General features: G+C 65.1%; 13 protein-coding genes. 2 read left to right on the top strand and 11 right to left on the bottom strand.

The genetic code is table 11. From position 1 onward, the window contains the following. Nucleotides 1-307 precede the first annotated feature (307 nt). From AC6LJ9_RS04790 to AC6LJ9_RS04780, 3 genes are all read right to left on the bottom strand, one after another. Nucleotides 308-478: a hypothetical protein gene (locus tag AC6LJ9_RS04790; protein WP_158658400.1), complete on the bottom strand. Its 171-nt coding sequence runs from the start codon at nt 476-478 to the stop codon at nt 308-310. Nucleotides 479-1,273: 795 nt separating this feature from the next. Next, nucleotides 1,274-1,876: a hypothetical protein gene (locus AC6LJ9_RS04785; RefSeq protein WP_498146631.1), complete on the bottom strand. Its 603-nt coding sequence runs from the start codon at nt 1,874-1,876 to the stop codon at nt 1,274-1,276. Between the two features lie 31 nt (nt 1,877-1,907). Continuing rightward, nucleotides 1,908-2,531: a glutathione S-transferase family protein gene (locus AC6LJ9_RS04780; RefSeq protein WP_498146630.1), complete on the bottom strand. Its 624-nt coding sequence runs from the start codon at nt 2,529-2,531 to the stop codon at nt 1,908-1,910. Between the two features lie 336 nt (nt 2,532-2,867). Between AC6LJ9_RS04780 and AC6LJ9_RS04775 the strand changes: the two genes are divergently transcribed. Further along, nucleotides 2,868-3,401 (top strand): DUF1697 domain-containing protein, encoded by a 534-nt coding sequence (locus tag AC6LJ9_RS04775; RefSeq protein WP_498146629.1) that lies wholly within the window; start codon nt 2,868-2,870, stop codon nt 3,399-3,401. Between the two features lie 97 nt (nt 3,402-3,498). Here AC6LJ9_RS04775 and AC6LJ9_RS04770 read toward each other — a convergent pair whose 3' ends face one another. The 7 genes from AC6LJ9_RS04770 to AC6LJ9_RS04740 form a co-directional block, all read right to left on the bottom strand. Beyond that, nucleotides 3,499-6,216 carry an autotransporter family protein gene (locus AC6LJ9_RS04770; RefSeq protein ID WP_498146628.1) on the bottom strand — a complete coding sequence of 906 codons (2,718 nt, stop codon included), beginning with the start codon at nt 6,214-6,216 and terminating at the stop codon, nt 3,499-3,501. Nucleotides 6,217-6,842: 626 nt separating this feature from the next. After that, entirely contained in the window at nt 6,843-8,717 is a 1,875-nt protein-coding gene (locus AC6LJ9_RS04765; protein ID WP_498146627.1) for a PepSY-associated TM helix domain-containing protein, read from the bottom strand. Between the two features lie 70 nt (nt 8,718-8,787). Continuing rightward, the gene (locus AC6LJ9_RS04760) at nt 8,788-11,247 is read right to left on the bottom strand and encodes a TonB-dependent siderophore receptor (protein WP_498146626.1); all 2,460 of its coding nucleotides are present in this window, start codon (nt 11,245-11,247) and stop codon (nt 8,788-8,790) included. 131 nt (nt 11,248-11,378) lie between these two features. Then, complete coding sequence (locus tag AC6LJ9_RS04755) at nt 11,379-12,500, bottom strand: FecR domain-containing protein (RefSeq protein ID WP_498146625.1); 1,122 nt, start codon at nt 12,498-12,500, stop codon at nt 11,379-11,381. Continuing rightward, the gene (locus AC6LJ9_RS04750) at nt 12,500-13,159 is read right to left on the bottom strand and encodes an RNA polymerase sigma factor (RefSeq protein WP_498146624.1); all 660 of its coding nucleotides are present in this window, start codon (nt 13,157-13,159) and stop codon (nt 12,500-12,502) included. Before AC6LJ9_RS04750 ends, AC6LJ9_RS04755 begins: the two co-directional genes overlap by 1 nt. A gap of 321 nt (nt 13,160-13,480) precedes the next feature. Continuing rightward, entirely contained in the window at nt 13,481-14,515 is a 1,035-nt protein-coding gene (locus tag AC6LJ9_RS04745) for a 5-methylcytosine restriction system specificity protein McrC (RefSeq protein ID WP_498146623.1), read from the bottom strand. 2 nt (nt 14,516-14,517) lie between these two features. After that, nucleotides 14,518-16,275 carry an AAA family ATPase gene (locus AC6LJ9_RS04740; RefSeq protein ID WP_498146622.1) on the bottom strand — a complete coding sequence of 586 codons (1,758 nt, stop codon included), beginning with the start codon at nt 16,273-16,275 and terminating at the stop codon, nt 14,518-14,520. 513 nt (nt 16,276-16,788) lie between these two features. Here AC6LJ9_RS04740 and AC6LJ9_RS04735 point away from each other — a divergent pair. Next, nucleotides 16,789-17,040, top strand: a complete 252-nt coding sequence (locus AC6LJ9_RS04735) for a hypothetical protein (protein ID WP_498146621.1) — start codon at nt 16,789-16,791, stop codon at nt 17,038-17,040. Here the strand turns inward: AC6LJ9_RS04735 and AC6LJ9_RS04730 are convergent. Then, the gene (locus AC6LJ9_RS04730; RefSeq protein WP_498146620.1) at nt 17,027-17,713 is read right to left on the bottom strand and encodes a class I SAM-dependent DNA methyltransferase; all 687 of its coding nucleotides are present in this window, start codon (nt 17,711-17,713) and stop codon (nt 17,027-17,029) included. The genes AC6LJ9_RS04735 and AC6LJ9_RS04730 overlap by 14 nt on opposite strands. Nucleotides 17,714-17,798 lie beyond the last annotated feature (85 nt).

Raw genomic sequence — 17,798 nt, 5'->3', positions numbered from 1 at the left:
TTCGCCGAAGAGCCTTTCCGCATGACGGCCCTTCAGGGGCGGTAGTACACGACGGCTGTGACGCTCGCTCTGCGCACAATGCCGGCCACGTACTGATAGCGCCTAGACCGAAAATTTGATACTTGCGAATGCTCATGCTCACGAGCCAGGGGTGACGCGCCATGACATCAAGGAAAGACTGCTGGCGTCAACCGGCACACCAGAGCCGCTCGACGATTCGAATGAGAGCATCTGACGCGGCCCGCCCTCAAATCTATCGAACGCCTCAATCAGGGTGTTCCCGTCCTCAATGGCAACGAAGTCCCTACTACGGCGCCTTGATCTCCTTCTCTTTTTCCTTATCCTTTTTTGCGCCGTCGTAGTGCGACTTGATGGCGAAAAACATGCCCGTTCCCAACACGAGGATCTTGAACGTACCTAAGACTACAGGGACCCAAAAATTCATCATTACCTCAAAACGCTGCTTCGGCAGCTTCATTCACGACTCGTGGGCCAGGCAAGGAAAAACGAACGACAGCCGTGAGGACCACGAAAAGCATCAGCCTGATCCCGACGAGTGTGAGATCACGATGATCGATTTCATCTTGCGCTTTAGGGAGTGAAGAACGCCGACGCGCCGCATCCAGAAAAGCGCAGCACGGTGAGCGTCATGCTCCTCATAAGCCGTCGAATTCTACCGCCAAGCAACATACAAATTGTTGAATGATTTGACTTGTATGTCTTTGGGTTTGGCTTGTATGTCTTTTATGGCTTGCGCGAGTTGAAAACATGTTTTGGGTGCGACTTTGTGTCGCAGGCTCAGGCTGTCGGAATCACCACATTGACCATAAGGGAACAAACGCCTGGAAACTACGACGAGCGATTTTTCCTTTCCCATCCTATCGCCATCACGAATGCGCGATGCCTGAGACGCTGAGAGAACGCGCGCTGGCCAGAGGCCGCGAGGAGCAGGTCGGCGATTTCTTTGTCAACGGGAAGCCCTGCTTCCAGCCAGGTGAGTGCTAGCTCGGCCCAGTATCCCGTTGGCCACTTGAGGGCAGCTATCACAACCTCTCGCGCTGGAGGGCCTTCATTGGACAACTGGTCCATTGGCCGCTCAAGATGGATCACTAGCTCGGATGGATTCATCAATGGTTCGGTGCATGTTGTTCGTGGTCAGGCGAACGGTGACTGGCGCTTGGAACATGCCAAGGCCGACCGTGTACCAGGCGTTCCCAGCCATTGTCGTATTGGCGCAGGGTGCGGCAAGGCGATGAAGAGTTCGTGGCCGCCCTTACTGATATACCTTCCCTCGATATAGAAACCACGCGACCTCGGCCCAGGACGGCGGACCGCGTTCGTCGCCACCCTCAAGAACCGCCAGCCCGGTATGGAGGAACGTCGCGATATCTGCATGCCGCCATCCTAGCGCGCCATCGTATCGATAATTCTCGGGGTCTTCCGCTTCAAGCTTTTGCGCGCGTTCGCGATCTTTTGCCAGCGCCCGAGCAAATCGCAAGAAGGATTTCCTGTCCGCCACTTCGTCAAGCAGTGCTTCGAGGGACTGCAGTCGAAACCGTAGATGTTCAATGCCAGCTTCGATCTCGGCGACGATCGCTTCGCTTGCCCTGGGTTTGAGCTCTTCCAGTAGGGCCTCGTCCCCGGACTCCCCCGTACATGCCAGGGCCTGAATTGCACTCCGGAGCAGTTGTGGGTCTTGGCTATCCAGCGTGCGCAGGGCGTGCTCACGTATGTGGCGCGAGATTCCCGGGCAGGCTTCTTCCTCGCCTTCCATCCATGCCTCGTACAGGGCAAGGCCGTCAGGCGCGGGTTCAGCGTACCTTCCGTAGCGTTCAAGCAGCCGCTCCAGACGGGCCTTCTCGAAACTTGTGCTCATGTCGGCGTTGCGCGATCAATGCGAGTCCGCATCAACCCTGCGCCTCCTTCACCGCCCGCCGCACCGCATCCCGCTGACCCACGCGTTCCAGATACGCCGTCAGCTTCGGAAACCGCGTCATATCCACGCCATCCCCCTCCAGCCAGCTGCCGACGGTATACAGATAGCCATCCACGACGCTGTACCGTTCCCCCGCGACCCAGGACCCGACGATCTGCGCTTCCAGATAGGCCGCGCAAACGGTCATGGTCTGCGGCACCTTGGCGCGCATGGCTTCATGGGCGGCGGGATCGTCGGCCCAGCGGGCGCCGCGGCGCTTGTGGGCGTGGGCGACGTGGGCGGTCGAGGCCAGGTAGCTGGCCAGTTCCTGCATGCGCGCGAAGGCGAAGGGATCGTCCAGCGGCGCGAGTCCGGCCGCCGGAAAGCTCTGCGCCACGAAGGCCAGCAGGGCGGGGGTCTCGGTCAGCACGCCCTGGGGCGTGGCCAGTGCGGGCACGCGGCCCTTGGGGTTCACGCGCAGGTAGTCCGGGCCTTGCTGCTGCCCGGCGGCGATGTCCAGCTTGACCAGGTCGAACTCGGCGCCGGCTTCGTGCAGGGCGATGTGGGTGGCCAGGGCGCAAGTGCCGGGAGCGGTGTAGAAGGTCCAGCGTGACATCGGCGTTTTCCTTTTGAGTGGAGCGGCTTGAGGGGTATCGGTCAGCCGCCTAGGATAATGCGGACAGGGCCGTGGAGAAAGGTGTCGGGGCCGAATGTCCTGGCGCGGTCGCTTGCTTGCGTTTTGCTGAAGATGGTTGGATGCGGCGCTGCCGCTTGTGGAGGCCGCTCGCTTGCGAGAGAATCCGCGCAGCGTTCCTGGGGCGAAGTCCGCTCCGCCAGCCTGCGAGGCGACCTATGAAGCGATTCATAGCGACCTGTAAGCCAAGCCGACCAGGCGTCATCAACCGGCCCGCAATTCGTTCGCCAACATTCACCAAGCTTAGACCATACCACCATGAAAACAACCATCATCCTGCTGCGCGGTGTGATGCCCACGGGCAAGAACAAGGTGCTGATGGCGCCGCTGCGCACCGCGCTGGAAGAGGTGGGGTTGAGTCAGGTCCGGACGTACATACAGAGCGGCAACGTGATCGTGTCGACGCGGCTGGGCCTGCCCGCCGTGGAGCGGCTGGTGCACGAGACGATCAAGGAACGGTTGGGCGCGGAGCTGAAGGTGCTGGCCCGGCATGTGCCGTATTTCGAGGAAGTGTTGGCGCGCAATCCGTTCAAGGACGAGGATCCGGCCAAGCTGTATTTCACGCTGCTGGCGTCCTTGCCCGAAGCGGCGACGCTGGCCGCGTTCCAGGCGCTGGATCATGCGCCGGATCAGGTGCGGGTGGTGGGCGACATGGCCTATGTGCGTTGCCACACCAAGTACAGCGACGTGAAGGCCAACAACAATTTCATCGAGAAAAAGCTGAAGCTGGCCGCGACGACGCGCAACTTCAATACGATCAGCAGGCTGGTGGCGCTGGGCAACGAGGGGTGATGGGCAGGCAGGGGCCTGCCCGCGCCTTGCAAGCGCCCGCGCTGAAACGACAAGGGGCGCCGCGATCGCGGCGCCCCTTGTGCTGGCTACGCCTGCTTTAGAAGCGCACGGCCAGCTTCAGCTGACCGGACTGCTGCCGGTTGCCGCCGCCGAACTGCGCGTCGTAGCCGACGCCCACCGTGGTGTTGCGCGCGACCGCCATCTCGGCGCCCAGGCCCAGCACCGCCGCGTTGCGCGCGATGGGCACGCCCGTCACCGAGAAGTTGCTGCCGCCGTCCAGCGCCAGTTCCTGGCGCGGCTTCAGGTCGCCCGAGGCATGACGCCAGCCCACCGACGCGGTCAGGCGGTTGCTGCGCTCGGCGCCAAACTCCCATGCGCCGCGCAGGCCCAGCGTGCTGCTGGCGACGTTATTGGTGCTGGCCGATCCGCTCAGCGCGGCGCTGCCGCCCGACTCCTTGAAGCCGCGCGTGCGCAGCTGGTTCCAGGCCAGGCCGGCGTAGGGCTCGATGCTGTAGGCATCGCCCAGCGGCAGCTTGTAGCCGAGTTCGGTGTAGAGCTGCGTCGACGTGGCGCGATAGGACGACTTGAGTTGCTGGTTCAGCGTGCCGGCCGCGACATCGCGCTTGGCGTCGATGTTGTGCCAGGTGTAGGCCGCGCCGGCCATGAAGCGCAGCTGGCCCGGGCCGGCGGCGAAGTTGCGGCCGCCGAAGACGGTCGCGGTGTAGCTGTCGACCTTGGTGCGCGACGCGCTGTCGGAGATCGTGTTGCGGCTGTCCAGATAGCCCACCGCGCCACCCATGCGCCAGCCCTTGCCGGCTTCGGTGTCGCCGCCGACGAAGAGTCCGCCGGATGACTGGCTCACGCTGGCCGCGTTGCCATCGCCCTTGAACTTGCTCCAGTTGCCGACGACCTGTGTCCAGACCGGATAGGCGCCGCTTTGCGGCAGGGCGTCGGACGAGGGCGCGCCGCCGGCCTGGGCCGTCGGGCGTCCGGCGCGCATGGGCGCGTCCAGGTTGCCGCGCAGGCGGTCCAGCGACAGCGTGCGCACGGTGTCGCCCTGGCTCAGCAGCACGCTGGCGTTGCTGGCGTAGGCTTCGCCGGACAGCTGTTTCAGGGCCGAGCGCGCCTGGTCCTGGGTCATGGTCAGGACCGCTTGCGTGACCTGGCTGGCGCCGCTGCCCTGGTTCGACGTGTTGCCGCTGCCACCACCGTTGCCGATGCCGACGCCGGACAGGCCGTTGCCGGCGGACGACGAGCCGCTGCCGGTCGCGGGCGGATCCTGCTTGTCCAGCGCGCCGCCGACGCTGCTCTCGTTGCCCGTGCCGCCGATGCTGCCGATCGGCACGTCGTTGCGCGTCAGCGTCATGAAGACGTTCTTCGGGTCGTAGCTGAGCGTGGGGGTCAGGAAGGCGTAGCTGCTGGACGCGCCGGTGAAGCGGCCCTGCACGCCGCCGTCGGCCGTCAGGATGTTGTAGGTGGTGCGCGGCGCGTAGTTGCCGTTGGGGCCGATGTGTTCCACGGTACCGTCGAGCGTGGCCACGCCGGTGACGTGGATGCGGTCGCTCGCGGTGCTGGCGGGGTCGGCATGCACGCGGTAGATGGTGTTCTGGCCGAAGCTCAGGTTGCCGTTGATCGTGAGCGTGCCGATGGGCGAACCGTCGTTGCCCGGCGCGATGACGGCGGTGGGGTAGAGCGTGGTGGTGCCCAGCTGGCCGACGCCGGCCAGCACGACTTCGCGGCCGATGTCGACGGGGCCGTTGAGCTTGCCGTCGATCTCCAGCGCGCCGTCGGCGATCAGGATGGGGCCGGACAGGCCGCTGCTGTCGGCGGTCAGGATCACCGAGCCCGGGCCGGTCTTGACGAAGCCCTGCGTGCCTTGCAGCGGGTTGGCGATGGTGTCGACGTACTGGGCCGAGGCATAGGTGCCGTCGCCGACCACGATGACGGGCTGGTTGCCGCCGCTGCCGACCAGGGTGATGGGCGCGCCTTGCAGGCGATACCGGTCGCTGGCGAACTGGATGCCGGACACGCGCACCGGGCCGGCGCCGCCATCGACCGTGACCGTGCCGGCCGCGCCGGTGAAGATGGCGTAGCCGCCGTCGGGCAGGGCGCCCGTGGCGTTGCCGGGGCTGTTCCAGTTGGCGCTGCTTGCGGTCCAGGTGCCGTCGCCGCCGCCCGCGCGGGTCGCGGACGCCGCGCCGTTGCCGTTCCACAGGTTGGTGGTGCTGGGACCCAGGATCAGGTTGATGTGCTTGTCGCCGGTCAGCGTCTGGATGTTGGCGGCGGGCACGGAGTCGCCGGTGACCGAGCCCAGGGTCAGGCCGTTGCCGCTCAGGTTGCCGGTGTACGACAGGATGCGGTAGTAGCCGGCGTTGACGCCCAGCGTGTTCACCGAGACGTTCAGCGTGGTGTTGTTCAGGGCCACGTCGCCGCGCACGGTGATGTTGTCGCCGGTGCCGGGTTGCGTGATGGGCAGGCCGGCGTAGCCGGTCTCGAAGTCGTACACGGCGTTGTTCATCGACAGGTTGCCGTTGACGATGAGGTTGCCGTTGGAGACGCCGGTGGGGGTGCCGACGGGATAGCCCGGCGCGACGCGCGAGTTGCCCGAGACGTTGAGGTTGCCGTTGATCGCGCCGAAGCCCGAGACGGTGGCGTTCGCGGTCGCATTGACGTTGCCGCCGAGCGTGACGCCCGCGCCGCCGCCGTTGCCGCCGATCACCAGCGTGCCGCCGTTGACGTCGACGCCGCCGGGGAAGCTGGCCGAGCCGTCGAATACCTGCGTATTGCCTGGCGCAATCGTCAGGTCGGCGGCCATGACGCCCGCGCAATAGGTCGCGCTAAGCGCGACCGTCGTTGTCAGCCATTTTTTCTTGCCATAGATCAAAACGTGAGTCCTTTTGGGTCGATTAATAACCTTATGTCCGATCGCGGTTGAATCGCCTTGAAAGTGCTGCCAGGTGGGCGATGCAGGTGACGCGAATGGAGCGGGTTATCGAAAAAAGGACGAAATTTAAACCAGTTTTTTTGCAGGACAAAGAATAAAAAAATGGATACCGGCCGAGGTGTGGTAAATAATAAAACGGATACCATCCACTGAGTTTAAAAATCATTCCATGGATACCGGCCATATAACAAAAGTGGCGAAATCTGACAGGTTTTGCACTATTGAAATAGGATTATTGCACGTTGTTTCTGTGCTGTGTCGAGGGTGGCTTTGGGTGGCGGGAGCCTGGGTTGGATGGTGTTGCTGGGTGTTGGATTTATTATTATTGATGATAATAAAAAAGGCGAACTAATAATAATCCTTGGGGAGTGGATTTCTGTCTGGAATCAATGCCTGCGTATATCCAATTTTCATTACCCGACATGGGCCGGAAATCAATATGTACATGGGCCCATCGCGCGGATTCCCTGCCCTGGCCAGCCCCGCATCGGGCTTGGCTATGGCCGCAAGCACAGCAGCAGCGCGCCCGACAGCGCGCCCGCCACTGCCAGCCAGGCCCAGGCCCGCCGCGCGCTGCGGGCGGCGAACACGCCGATCGCGATGCCGGCGTACAGCACGAAGCTCAGTAGCGAACCCGTCAGCACGCCGGCCGCTGGCGCCGCGCCGGCCAGGGCCGGGAAGGCCAGCGCCAGCGCCGACATCGCCAGGGCGGACACCAGGTAGCCGCCGGCCGACGCTGCCAGCACGCGGCTGGCGACCTGCCAGCGATGGGCGGCGTCCTTGTTGTCCGGGCGGGGCTTGCCGGCTTGCCGCGTGCTGGCGGCGTCGGACGCGTTCGCCCAGTGTCGCCGCAGCGCACAGGCCATGTAGAGCAGGAGTAGGCCGAAGGCGAGGGCGGTGATTTCCACAGCAGCCTGCAAATGCTCGCCATTCACGGCATACCTCCACAGGTGCTGCCCGGTGGTCGCCCAGTTCAGGAGCGGCAGGCCCAGGCACAGCAGGGCCGTCGTCGCCAGCTGCTCGATCCAGGCACGGCGCGGTTGACGCCAGAATGCGTGTGCCAACGTGGCGCCCCAGACGGCGAGGAAGATCCGGATTTCCCACGCGCTGCGGTCCGCCAGGGACAGGGGCAGCAGCCGGTTGCCGTAGAAATAGGCGATGCTGGCCAGCGCGATGCCGGCTAGCGCGGCTACGTTGAAGGCCTCGACCCAGCGGTAGACCCTGGCGGTGGCGGCGCCGAATTCATGTTCGCTCTTCTTGCGGCGCTTGATGGCGTACAGCAGCGTGCCGGTGGCGATCATGGCGGTGCCCATCAGGCCGCTCAGGAAGTACAGCCACTTGATTTTCCATCCGCCAAAGCTGGCCTTGTGCAGGGTTTCTATCGTTTCGTGGACGTGCTTGGCGGCCACGTCTTCGTGATGGGCAGGCAGCAACTGCAGGACCGCGCCGGCATGGGCGTCGAACGTGACCAGGCTGGCGTCGGTCAGCAGGCGCGGCGCGTCGCTGGCCAGGGGCTTGCGGCCGACGATGCGCACGATGCTGCGCGCGTCGCCCGGATGCTCGATCGTGATCAGCGCCGCGTCCTGGCCGGTCAGCGCGCGGGCCTGCAGCAGCAGGGGATGCAGGTCTGGAAGTCCGGCCTGGCCCGGCGCCGCGATGCGGGGGGCGGCCGGCGCGGGCGCCAGCTCCGCCTGATAGCGCCGGTACGCGCCGGCGTCGCCGCCATAGGCCGCGTGCAGCGGCCACGGCATGTAGCTGCTGTAGAAGAACGCCAGCCCCGTGTAGCCGATCATGAATAGAAACGGCAGGCCCAGCACGGCGGTGGCGTTGTGCGCGTCCAGCCAGCTGCGCTGGCCCTTGCCGGGCCGGAAGGTGAAGAAGTCCTTGAAGATGCGCTTGTGCACCACCACGCCGGAGATCAGCGCCACCAGCATGCACATCGATATCCAGCCCACCAGCCAATAGCCCGGCAGGCCGCCGTGCAAGGTGTAGTGGAAGGACATGAAGTGGCGGCCGCCTTCGGTCTGGCGGAGCCGTGGCGGAGGCTGGATGTCGCCGTTGGCCGGGTCCAGCCAGAGTTCCTGTTGCGCGCCGTCGTCCGCGCGCCAGGACAGTTGCGCGGGCCAGCCGGGCCGCGCGGGCGGCGCGATGTTCCAGGCGGCGGCGCCGGCCGCGCGCGACGACAGCTCTTGCGTCGCGCGCGCGAGCCAGCGCGCGGGGTCCGGCTGCTCGCCGGACGCGGCGTCCGTCACGGGCGTCGCTTCCATCCAGCGCGTGATGGGTTCGCGAAAGACGCTGAGCGTGCCGGTCAGGAAAATCGCGCACAGCAGCCAGCCGCAGCTCAGGCCGCACCATGTATGCAGCCAGGACATGCTCTGCCGAAAGCCCGGCTTCACGCCATCCCCCGCGAGCGGCCCCGGGGAACGGCGGCGGCGCGTCCGCTCACAGCGTGCCGCGCAGCGTCAGCATCACGTTGCGCGGTTCGCCGTAGTGGTTGCCTCGGCGGATCTGGCTCACCATGCTGTAGTAGTGCTTGTCGAACACGTTGGCCACGTTCAGCGCCAGGCTCCAGTGCTTGTCGATGCGATAGCCCGCGCGCAGGTCCCACACCGCGCGTCCGGGCGCGCCCATGCGCACGGACGTGTCGTCATAGGCCGGGTACGAGTAGCCGCTCTGCGCCGACACGCCGCCGCCGATCGAGAAGGCGTTCCAGCGGCCGGGCAGCTGGTAGTTGGTGGACAGGCGGAACAGATGGCGCGGCGTCTCGGCGCTGATCGTCTCGCCCTCGTCGTCGCGGCTGGTGACGAAGGTGTAGCCGGCCATCAGCTGCCAGCCGGGCGCCAGTTCGCCGCTGGCCTCCAGCTCGAAGCCCTTGCTGCGCAGCGTGCCGCCATTGCGGTAGCACAGAGTCGAGGCCAGCGAGCCCGGGCAATTGCCCGCGCTGGCCAGGTCTTCCACGGCCATGCCGGACTTCTTGACGGCGAACACGGCCGCGGACAGGTTCAACCGGCCGCCGTACAGTTCGCCCTTGACGCCCGCCTCGTAGTTGGCGCCGATGGATGGATCCAGCGGCTTGCCGGAGGATGTCACGTAGGTGCTTTGCGGCTGGTAGGTGTCGGCGTAGCTGGTGTAGACCGACCATTGATCGTTCAGGTCATAGACCAGGCCGGCATAGGGCGTGAATTCGTGCTTCTGTTCGTAGTCGCGGGTTTTCTTGCCGGTCAGGCCGTCGTCGGAGCGGTATTTCAGCCAGCTGAACTTGCCGCCCAGCAGCAAGTGCAGCGGGTCGGCCAGTTGCAGCCGCGTGCTGCCGTACAGGCTGGTCTGCTCCATGCGCGAGGCTTCCTTCGAGTCCCAGTCCGGACGGGTCGGCCTGGGAATGGAGGCGTGATCGGGGTTGTAGATGTCGATCGCGGTGTCGGCGTCCAGGCTCACCGACTTCTGGTGGATGCGCTGGCGCGACCAGCTGGCGCCCAGCAGTACCTGATGCGTGCCGCCCAGCGCCTGGAAGCTGCCCGTGGTGTTCAGGTCCAGGCCGTCGCTTTTCACATGCGCGTTGTTGAAGTAGAGGGTGGAAAAGCTTGAACCCTTGCCCGTGGCCCGGTCCACGCCGCCCGCCGGGATGGCCACCCGCTGGTCCAGGTCGACCTCGGTGTGGTTGAGCGACAGGCGCGCCTTCCAGTCCTTGCTGAAGCGGTGCTCGGCCTCGGCGAAGACCTCGTTCACCTGGCCCTTCTGGCGGTTCCAGTCCTGGATCAGCGAGGTCGAGCGCGACACGTCCAGCGCGCCGCCGTCCTTGTAGCGCGGCAGGCCGAAGAGCCAATAGCCGTCGGTGTTGGTGGCCTGGTGGCGCGCGCCGAAGGTCAGCGTCGTGTCCTGGCCCAGGTCGGCGTCGATCACGCCGTAGAACAGCGGCGTCTTCGACTTCGTGCCGCTGTAGAAATAGTGGCGGTCCTGGTAGGCGGTGACCAGGCGGCCGCGCACGGTGCCGGCGGCGTTGATCGGGCCGCCCGCGTCGATTTCCGTGCGGTAGTTGTCCCAGGAGCCCACCGTGGTGGCGAACTCCAGATGCCCTTCGCCGCGCGGACGCTTGCGCACCATGTTGATCGCGCCGCTGGGATCGGCCGAGCCCAGCATCATGCCGCCGGCGCCGCGCAGCACCTCCACCCGGTCGAAGACCGCCGTGTCGATCGGCAGCCAGCCCACCGGGGCGTAGACGATGCCGGCCACGCCGTCGACCAGGTAGTTGTTGTCGTCGACGGTGAAGCCTCGGATCGAGAACTTGTGGTTGCCGAAGTTGCGCGCCGTCTTGGTCACGCCGGTGGTCTGCGCCAGCGCTTCCTCCAGCGTGGTCAGGTTGCGGTCGTCCAGCTGCTGGCGCGTGATCACGCTGACCGATTGCGGCGTTTCGCGGATCGACTGCGTCATCTTGCTCATGGTCAGCGCGCCGCTGGTGTACGAGCCGGTCTGCTCGGTGGTCGGGTCGCGCAGGGAGCCGCCGCTGACGGTCACGGCCTGCAGGGTCACGGCGTCGGCGCCGGACGGCTGTCCGACGGACGTCAGGGTGAACACGTCGGGCCGGGCGCCGTTCACGCGCACCTTGGTGCCGCTCAGCAGCCGGTCCAGCGCTTCGCGCGGCGTGTAGCGGCCGTTGACGGCCGGCGCCTGCTGGCCCGAGACGGCTGCCTCGTCAAACAGCACCTGATGACGGGACTGCTCCGAGAACAAGCGCAAGGCGCGGTCCAGCGGCTGCGCCGGAATGCTGAAATCCATCTGCGCGGCCTGCTGCTGCGCCTGCGCCGCCGGCGTCGCCAGGGCGGTCAGCGCCCCTGCCACCAGCACCGGCAGGGCCTTGACCCGCATGCCCGTGCTCAATGCGCCGTTGATCAACGCGCCTTTCAAGCTTCCCCGTCCCATTCCCGCTCCATCCTGGTTGACCGAATTGACCGATACCGGCCTTGCAGGGGTAAACGGATTTCGGGGCAGGATTGGGAACCCGCGTTTGAAAAAAAATCTGGCTGACGCCCGGGCCGTCAGCGGGCCTGGATCAGATAGCCGCCGTCGGCGGTGCGCTTGACTTGCACGGGCAGCAGATCGGGCAGGGCTTCCAGGAAGGCGGCCGGCGCGTTCGTGGCCGCGAAACCGGAAACCGGCAGGGACTTCAGGCCCGGGTGGGCCAGCGACACGGGCTTGCCCACGTACTGCGCGATCTCCTGGACCACTTCGCCCAGCGGCGTGCGCCGGTAGACCAGCCGTCCGTTGCGCCAGCCGCCCACGCTTTCCGGCAACGCCGCCACGGGACGGTAGCTGGGTTTGCGCGTATCCACGGCCAGGCCTTCTTCCGCGTTCAGCGTCAGCTCGGCGCCGGCCTTGTCGCGGTCGGGCTGCACCCGTACGCGGCCGTGCAAGACCTTGACGATGACCTCATCCGGCGCGTTGCGCACGTTGAAGGCCGTGCCGACCACGGTGACGCGGCTCTGGCGCGCATCCACGGTGAAGGGGCGGCGCGCGTCCGGCGCCACATCGAAATAGCCTTCGCCCTGGTTCAACACCAGTTCGCGGCGGCGCGGGTAGTAGCGCACCTGGAGCGTGCTGTTGAAATTCAGCGCGACGCGGGAACCGTCGGGCAGGTCCAGATGACGTGTTTCGCCGGCGGCGGTGGCCACGTTCAGCGTATAGCCGGGGGTGTTGTCCCAGCGATACCAGCCGTAGCCGCCGCCCAGCATGACAGCGGCACAGACGGCGGCAAATGCCTTGGAGAAAACCGGCTGGCCCAGCAGCGCCTGCCAGAAGCGGGGCCGGGCGGGCGCGGGGCGGGATGCCGGTCGCGATGCTGGCGGGGGCGAGATCGCCGCCCGCGCGTCCGACACCGGACGGGGCGGGGGCGCCGTCCGGGCGTGCGAGGGCGGCGGGGACAATGCTGCCGCCGGCTTATCCGATGCCAGCGCGGGCCGGGGCACTTGCGCCAGATCCTGCCAGGTGCGCGACACCTGCGCGTATGTCTGCCGGTGTAGCGGCTCTGCGGCCAGCCATGCCGCCAGTTCGTGCTCGTCCTCGGCCGTCCAGCTGGCATCCTGGCGGCGCACCAGCCATTCGGCCGCCGCCTCATGCAAGGCAAGCGGATCGGGCGGAACAGAGGAGGGGGCGGCGGTCATCAAGGAGCGGAATCGCTATTGTTGTTCTTGTCCAGGCCGGCCGGATCGGCGGCGGGCCGATGCAGCTGCTGCATCTGCGCAACCGTAGCATAGTGCACCCGCACCTCGCAGTAGGCGATGGCCCGTGCCAGATGCTTGACCACCATGCGCCGCGAGATCTGCATGCGCGCGGCGACCTCGTCCTGCGTCAGGCCGTCGAAGCGGCTCAGCACAAAGGCTTCGCGCTGGCGCTCGGGCAGTTCCTGCAAGGCCTCGCCCAGGCGCGCCAGCCGCTGCTGATGCGCCGCCGCGTGCATCGGACACGAGGCCTCGTCGCTCATCATGGCCTGCCCATCGTCGGCGGCCTCGTCGAAGGAAACGGTCCGCAGGCGCCGGCCCGCCTGGCGCTCGCGGAACTCGTCGGCCACGCCGTTCAGGACGGTCTTGCGCAGGTAGGCACCTTGCTCGTCGGTGGAGGCCAGCGCGGGATCGGCCGCCACCCATTTGACGACGCCGTCATGCAGCGCGTCCTCGGCGCTGCCAATGCTGCCCTTGAAGCGCGCCAGCCCGCGCAGCAGGGGCAGGCGCCAGCGGGCGTAGGCCTTGGCGATGGCGCTTTTGTTCGTGGCGCTGGTGGAAGAGGGGCTGCCGTTGGGCGCCAGCACGGGCCTGCGGCTCATGCGGGGGTTTCCATCTTGTGTGCGTGCGCCGGCCTGGGCGTGACACGCCCGGATTGGGGCGGGGCCAGGCATGAGACGAAAGAAGGGAACGGGATGATGAGCACGGCGCCCGGGGACTGAGCATCGGCCGGCGGCCGAAATGTCGCTGGCGGGTTGAAAGTGGCAAGATTGTACTGAGATTTATTCTCAGTATCAATTTTCCCATTTCAGAATGGCGAGCTCCTGCCCGCGCGGGATCGCTTGGACCCTGTTCGGGCTCAGGGGGAACGGAAGCGCTTGCTCAACGCCCCGGGCAGCCGGCCGCTTGCATCCGCTGCTTGTTCATGCGAACAGCTCCGCAAGTTCCGCATGAACATTTTCCCAGGGCTGCGCCAGGTCTATCGTCGCGATCGTCAATGCGCGGCCCTGGATGGAATACCGGCAACGCAGGGTCTGATCCACTCTGGGATAGACCAGCATTCCGCTCAGATTGACGTCCGGCGCGCGTTGCGCATTCGTCAGATAGGCCCACATCTGGAACAGATTGTCGGGATGCAGCTTCTGCGCGCCGTGGCGCTCGTTCAACGTATGCTGGTAGTACTTCGCGTCAATGATGAGATGTTCATTGCCACGCTGGATCGAGATATCGGTTTCCATGCGTGGCAACAGCGCTCGCGCTTCGTCCTGGGCCTCCACGCCATGCCATTGGATGTGTTCTCGCCCCACCGACCACTGCGGCAGTTCGATCCGGATGAAATGGAACAGGAAGTTCTGGAACACCAGCGCCATTGCCCTTTCATCTCGTATCAGATCCCGGAATTGATATCCCCCGCCTTCCGGGTCGGGCAAGCATGCTTCATGGATGAGTTCACAGACGTTCAGCAGGAAACGATAGAAACGGTTGTTCGCGTGCAGCTGCACCGCGCGAAATGCGCGCGCGTTCAGCGTGGTTTCGGTGATGCCTCGCAGGTCTCGATGCAACACGCCGACGCGCTTGCGCAGGTCGTCGCGCAGGCCGCCTGTATTCGACAGCCGGCGCAGTGTCGTCTTCAGGATCCGATTGGGCAGCGTATTCGGCGTAAGTTCGTCGAAGCGGCAGGCGGCCCGGCCGTGCGCCGCCAAATGGCGACGGGCCGTCCGCAGGATGTCCAGGCGTCCCCGCACTCCGGGCAGTTCGTCTTCGCGTAATTCGTAGCCTTGTTCCAGGCCGCGCCGCTTCATGTGGTCGATGCCTTGGCACAGCACATGAGCGAACAGATTCGCGAGTTCGGTGGCGGGTACGCCCGAGACGTCGACGAGCTTGCCTTGCGGCAGCCTGTTCCAGGCATAGCACAGCAGGTAGTACAGATTCTGGATCGGAATGCGTGGCGCGGTCATCGTCATTTTCCGCGCAGCTTTCTTTCCCATTCCCTGACTCGCGCTTCATCGTCAAACCAGTATTCCCGTAGCAGCGGGAGGATTTCTGATTCGATGACGTCCTCGTACCATTCGGGCGTCGCGCCCGCTTCGCTGATGCCGGTGCAGTAATAGCTGTGCCCGATGCAGAAGCCCGGCCCGAGATTGGCGCGGTCTTGCGCGATGGCCTGATTGAGCGCGTCCATCTCGCGCACGATGCGCGCGGCGAGTTCCTCCGTGGCGCCACGCTGTTTGATGAAGGCGGTGAATTGCGGCGTGCCAAAGCCGGGGCCGACATCGACAAAGGCAAAACGGCGCCGCAATGCGTAGTCGACCATGGCCAGGGACCGATCGGCCGTGTTCATCAGGCCGAGTATGTGCACGTTTTCCGGCACATGGAATTTGGCGTCTTCCTTGTCCGCATACGCCAGCGGCACGGCCCACTCCGGTCCGCGTTTGTCACTCTCGATGAGCATCATCAGCTCGCCAAACACCTTGCCCAGATTGCTGCGGTTGATTTCGTCGATGATGAAGACGAAGTCTTCGTCGCTGTTGCGGGCTTTCTCGCAAAATGCATGAAAAGGGCCGTTGCGCAACGTGAATCCGGCGCCATTCGGGCGGAAACCCTGGATGAAGTCCTCGTAGGCGTAAGAGGGGTGAAATTGGACCATCTCGACCCTTTCGTCCGATTTGCTGGCCATCAGGGCGTAAGCCAGGCGACGGGCGAAGAAGGTCTTTCCCACGCCGGGCGGGCCTTGCAGGATGAGATTCTTCTTGGCGCGCAGGCGCTCGACGATGCGGCTGAAGTCCGCGCGGTCGATGAACAAGCCATCGATCGCTTCATCCAGCGTGTAGGACATCTCGGCAGATTGTTCGTCCAGATCCTCCGGCTGTGGTTGAGGGACCGCTTCGGGCTTGGCCGCTGCGGGGCGCGTCTGCGCGGGACGGCGCCATTGGTCGCGCAGCGGCGGCACGTAGTAGTCCAGCGGCTGGCCGGCGTGTTCGGTCTCGAGACGCCGCCGGACGACTCGCAGGGTGTGGTCAAGTTCCACGGGATCCAGCGCGCGGATGTCCGACCCGGGTTTGTTGGAAAACACACGAGCGATGAGCCGGCGGTCGCCTTGCCCGAAGATGCGTTCGAAGTCGTCCGGGAAGAGCAGGAACAGCAGCATGTGCCGGAACTGGCGTGCCGCGCTGTCTGGCACGGATTGCAGCCACCATGCGAAGTTCTCGCCGTCGGACAGCAGTTCCCGGCGCTTTTCCAGGGGTTCCGCCTTGAACATGCCCACGAATCTGATGATGAACACCAGTTCGCGCCAGCGATGGTTGTTGTATCCCGGGCCGCCGCTGCCTATGCCGGCGAGTACGTCGTCAGAGAGATACGGCGTCGCCGCGGACAACGGCGCTTCGTCCGACCAGCGCCAGATGGCGTTGATGATCTCGCGCTTTCTGGCCGCGCTGGTATTGCTGGGGCACAGCAGCATCGCCCACATCATTTCCGCGGCCAGTTGTTTGACCTCCGGTCCCGTGGGGGCGAGCTGTTCACGGAGCTTCTCGATGAAATTCCGGCCGTTGGGATCGGGGTTTCCAACGAAGTACGTATTCAATGCAGCGATTCCCGCCTGGGTCCAGAGCGGTTTGTCGCTAAATACGGAGCCATCTTCAAGCAATGCCACGTCGCGCCAGTGTTCGGCGGCACGAAGAATCGGGGCGGAATTCACTTCACCGCAATACCTGCTCATCTCGCATCCTATGTGTTCAAAATAGGGCTGCCATGCGGCAGCCTCACATCTGGTCGGACGATCAACCAGGCGTCCGACCTGCACGCTGGATTCAGGCCCACGCAGATGACCGAGTTCATCCTGGCAATAATGGGCGTCACTTCGATTCGTGCAGCATCACCACCCCACCTTCGCTTCGCTGTCTTCTGATGGCGAATTTGATATCCAGCGAGCCGGCAGGGGAGCTTTGCTGTTCTCCGTATATGACCGGCGGCTCGACGGGCCGGGTGTTTCTGTTTGAATGACTTGAAGAAAAAGTACTGCACTTTAACAATTTCAAACAGTTTGTGTCTTTGGCGGTCAACCGGTATGTTTCGAGAGTCCGCGAGGCGATCGCTTAGAAGGCTCGGAATCCGAGAGCATTGCCTTGGAATGCTTGACGCTGACATGGACTGCGCATCGAGAGTAAGGTGGACACTAACGGCCTTGACCACCCGGCACGCCGGCCCGTGCCACGAGCAGGATCAGAAGACCATGAAGACCCTACGCCAGGCATTGCGCCCCATCCTTGTCGCAGTCGTCGCCGCAACACTCACCGCCTGCGCCGACACGCCGCCCCGGCGCGCCGACATGGACTACCGCAGCCGGCCATCTCCCGCCGCGCAACGCCCTGACAATGCCCCGGCTTCCTCGGACCGGCGCCTGACCATCCAGTCCGGCGAGGGAGAAAGGCTGAATCTCCCCTGGTTCATCCGGGATACGCAGGACTTCATCAACCGCGACTGATCCCGCCCGGGACTGTCGTGATGCGCGGCTGACGCGCCTCGCCCTCGACGGCGCCGCCACGCCGGGCCAGCCAGACATTCGCGCGGCCGCACTCCTCGTCCCACTCGACATATCGCACCACTTCAAACCCGTTGGCTTGCAGCAGGTCGCGATACTCCTGGCGGTCCAGGCTGCCGTGATACAGCGGCTGTCCTTCGAGTTCCCCGATCGCTTCCCCCAGCGTGGTCCCGCTGGTGAACATCAGCGGCGCGCCTGGCGTGGCCAGGCGTCCGAAGGTGGCGAACATGGGCCGCTGGTCTTCGGGCTTCAGATGAAAGAAGCTGTGCCAGGCGATCAGGCCGTGGAAGGTTTCGTTCAAGGGCAGGCGGCGCATGTCGGCGGCGATCCAGCGGTGATCCGGGAACGCGGCTTGCGCGCCTGCGAGCAGGGGCAGGGAGGTGCCCACGCCCGTGATCTCGCAACCCTGTTCGATCAGGTGGCGGGCGATGGGCACGCCGTTGCCGCAGCCGATGTCCAGCACGCGCGGCTTGCCGGAGGCCGGCAACAGCGCCAGAAAGCGCGCCAGCCAGTCGCGCTCGAACAGATCCCGGCTTCTCTGCTGCTCAAAGGCGCGGGCATGTTCCTGGTACAGCGCGATCACGTTGTCGGCGGGAGCGGTCGGCGATTGCTTCATCTGGGAGCTCATCAATCGGACGGTAGTCCGGGGAGTCATCAATCGGACGAATATCGGACTGTAGTCCGGGAAATCATCAATCGGA

Source organism: Achromobacter sp. 1011811831 (assembly GCF_059760905.1).
This window is presented reverse-complemented; position numbering and strand designations above follow the sequence as displayed.

Bases quoted from the DNA above. Each gene is read 5' to 3' on its own strand.
- AC6LJ9_RS04775 (WP_498146629.1), top strand. From the start codon at position 2,868: ATGAAAACAACCATCATCCTGCTGCGCGGTGTGATGCCCACGGGCAAG.
- AC6LJ9_RS04785 (WP_498146631.1), bottom strand. From the start codon at position 1,876: ATGAGCACAAGTTTCGAGAAGGCCCGTCTGGAGCGGCTGCTTGAACGC.
- AC6LJ9_RS04765 (WP_498146627.1), bottom strand. From the start codon at position 8,717: ATGTCCTGGCTGCATACATGGTGCGGCCTGAGCTGCGGCTGGCTGCTG.
- AC6LJ9_RS04750 (WP_498146624.1), bottom strand. From the start codon at position 13,159: ATGAGCCGCAGGCCCGTGCTGGCGCCCAACGGCAGCCCCTCTTCCACC.
- AC6LJ9_RS04730 (WP_498146620.1), bottom strand. From the start codon at position 17,713: ATGAAGCAATCGCCGACCGCTCCCGCCGACAACGTGATCGCGCTGTAC.
- AC6LJ9_RS04735 (WP_498146621.1), top strand. From the start codon at position 16,789: ATGAAGACCCTACGCCAGGCATTGCGCCCCATCCTTGTCGCAGTCGTC.
- AC6LJ9_RS04770 (WP_498146628.1), bottom strand. From the start codon at position 6,216: ATGGCCGCCGACCTGACGATTGCGCCAGGCAATACGCAGGTATTCGAC.
- AC6LJ9_RS04790 (WP_158658400.1), bottom strand. From the start codon at position 478: ATGAAGCTGCCGAAGCAGCGTTTTGAGGTAATGATGAATTTTTGGGTC.
- AC6LJ9_RS04755 (WP_498146625.1), bottom strand. From the start codon at position 12,500: ATGACCGCCGCCCCCTCCTCTGTTCCGCCCGATCCGCTTGCCTTGCAT.
- AC6LJ9_RS04780 (WP_498146630.1), bottom strand. From the start codon at position 2,531: ATGTCACGCTGGACCTTCTACACCGCTCCCGGCACTTGCGCCCTGGCC.
- AC6LJ9_RS04745 (WP_498146623.1), bottom strand. From the start codon at position 14,515: ATGACCGCGCCACGCATTCCGATCCAGAATCTGTACTACCTGCTGTGC.
- AC6LJ9_RS04740 (WP_498146622.1), bottom strand. From the start codon at position 16,275: ATGAGCAGGTATTGCGGTGAAGTGAATTCCGCCCCGATTCTTCGTGCC.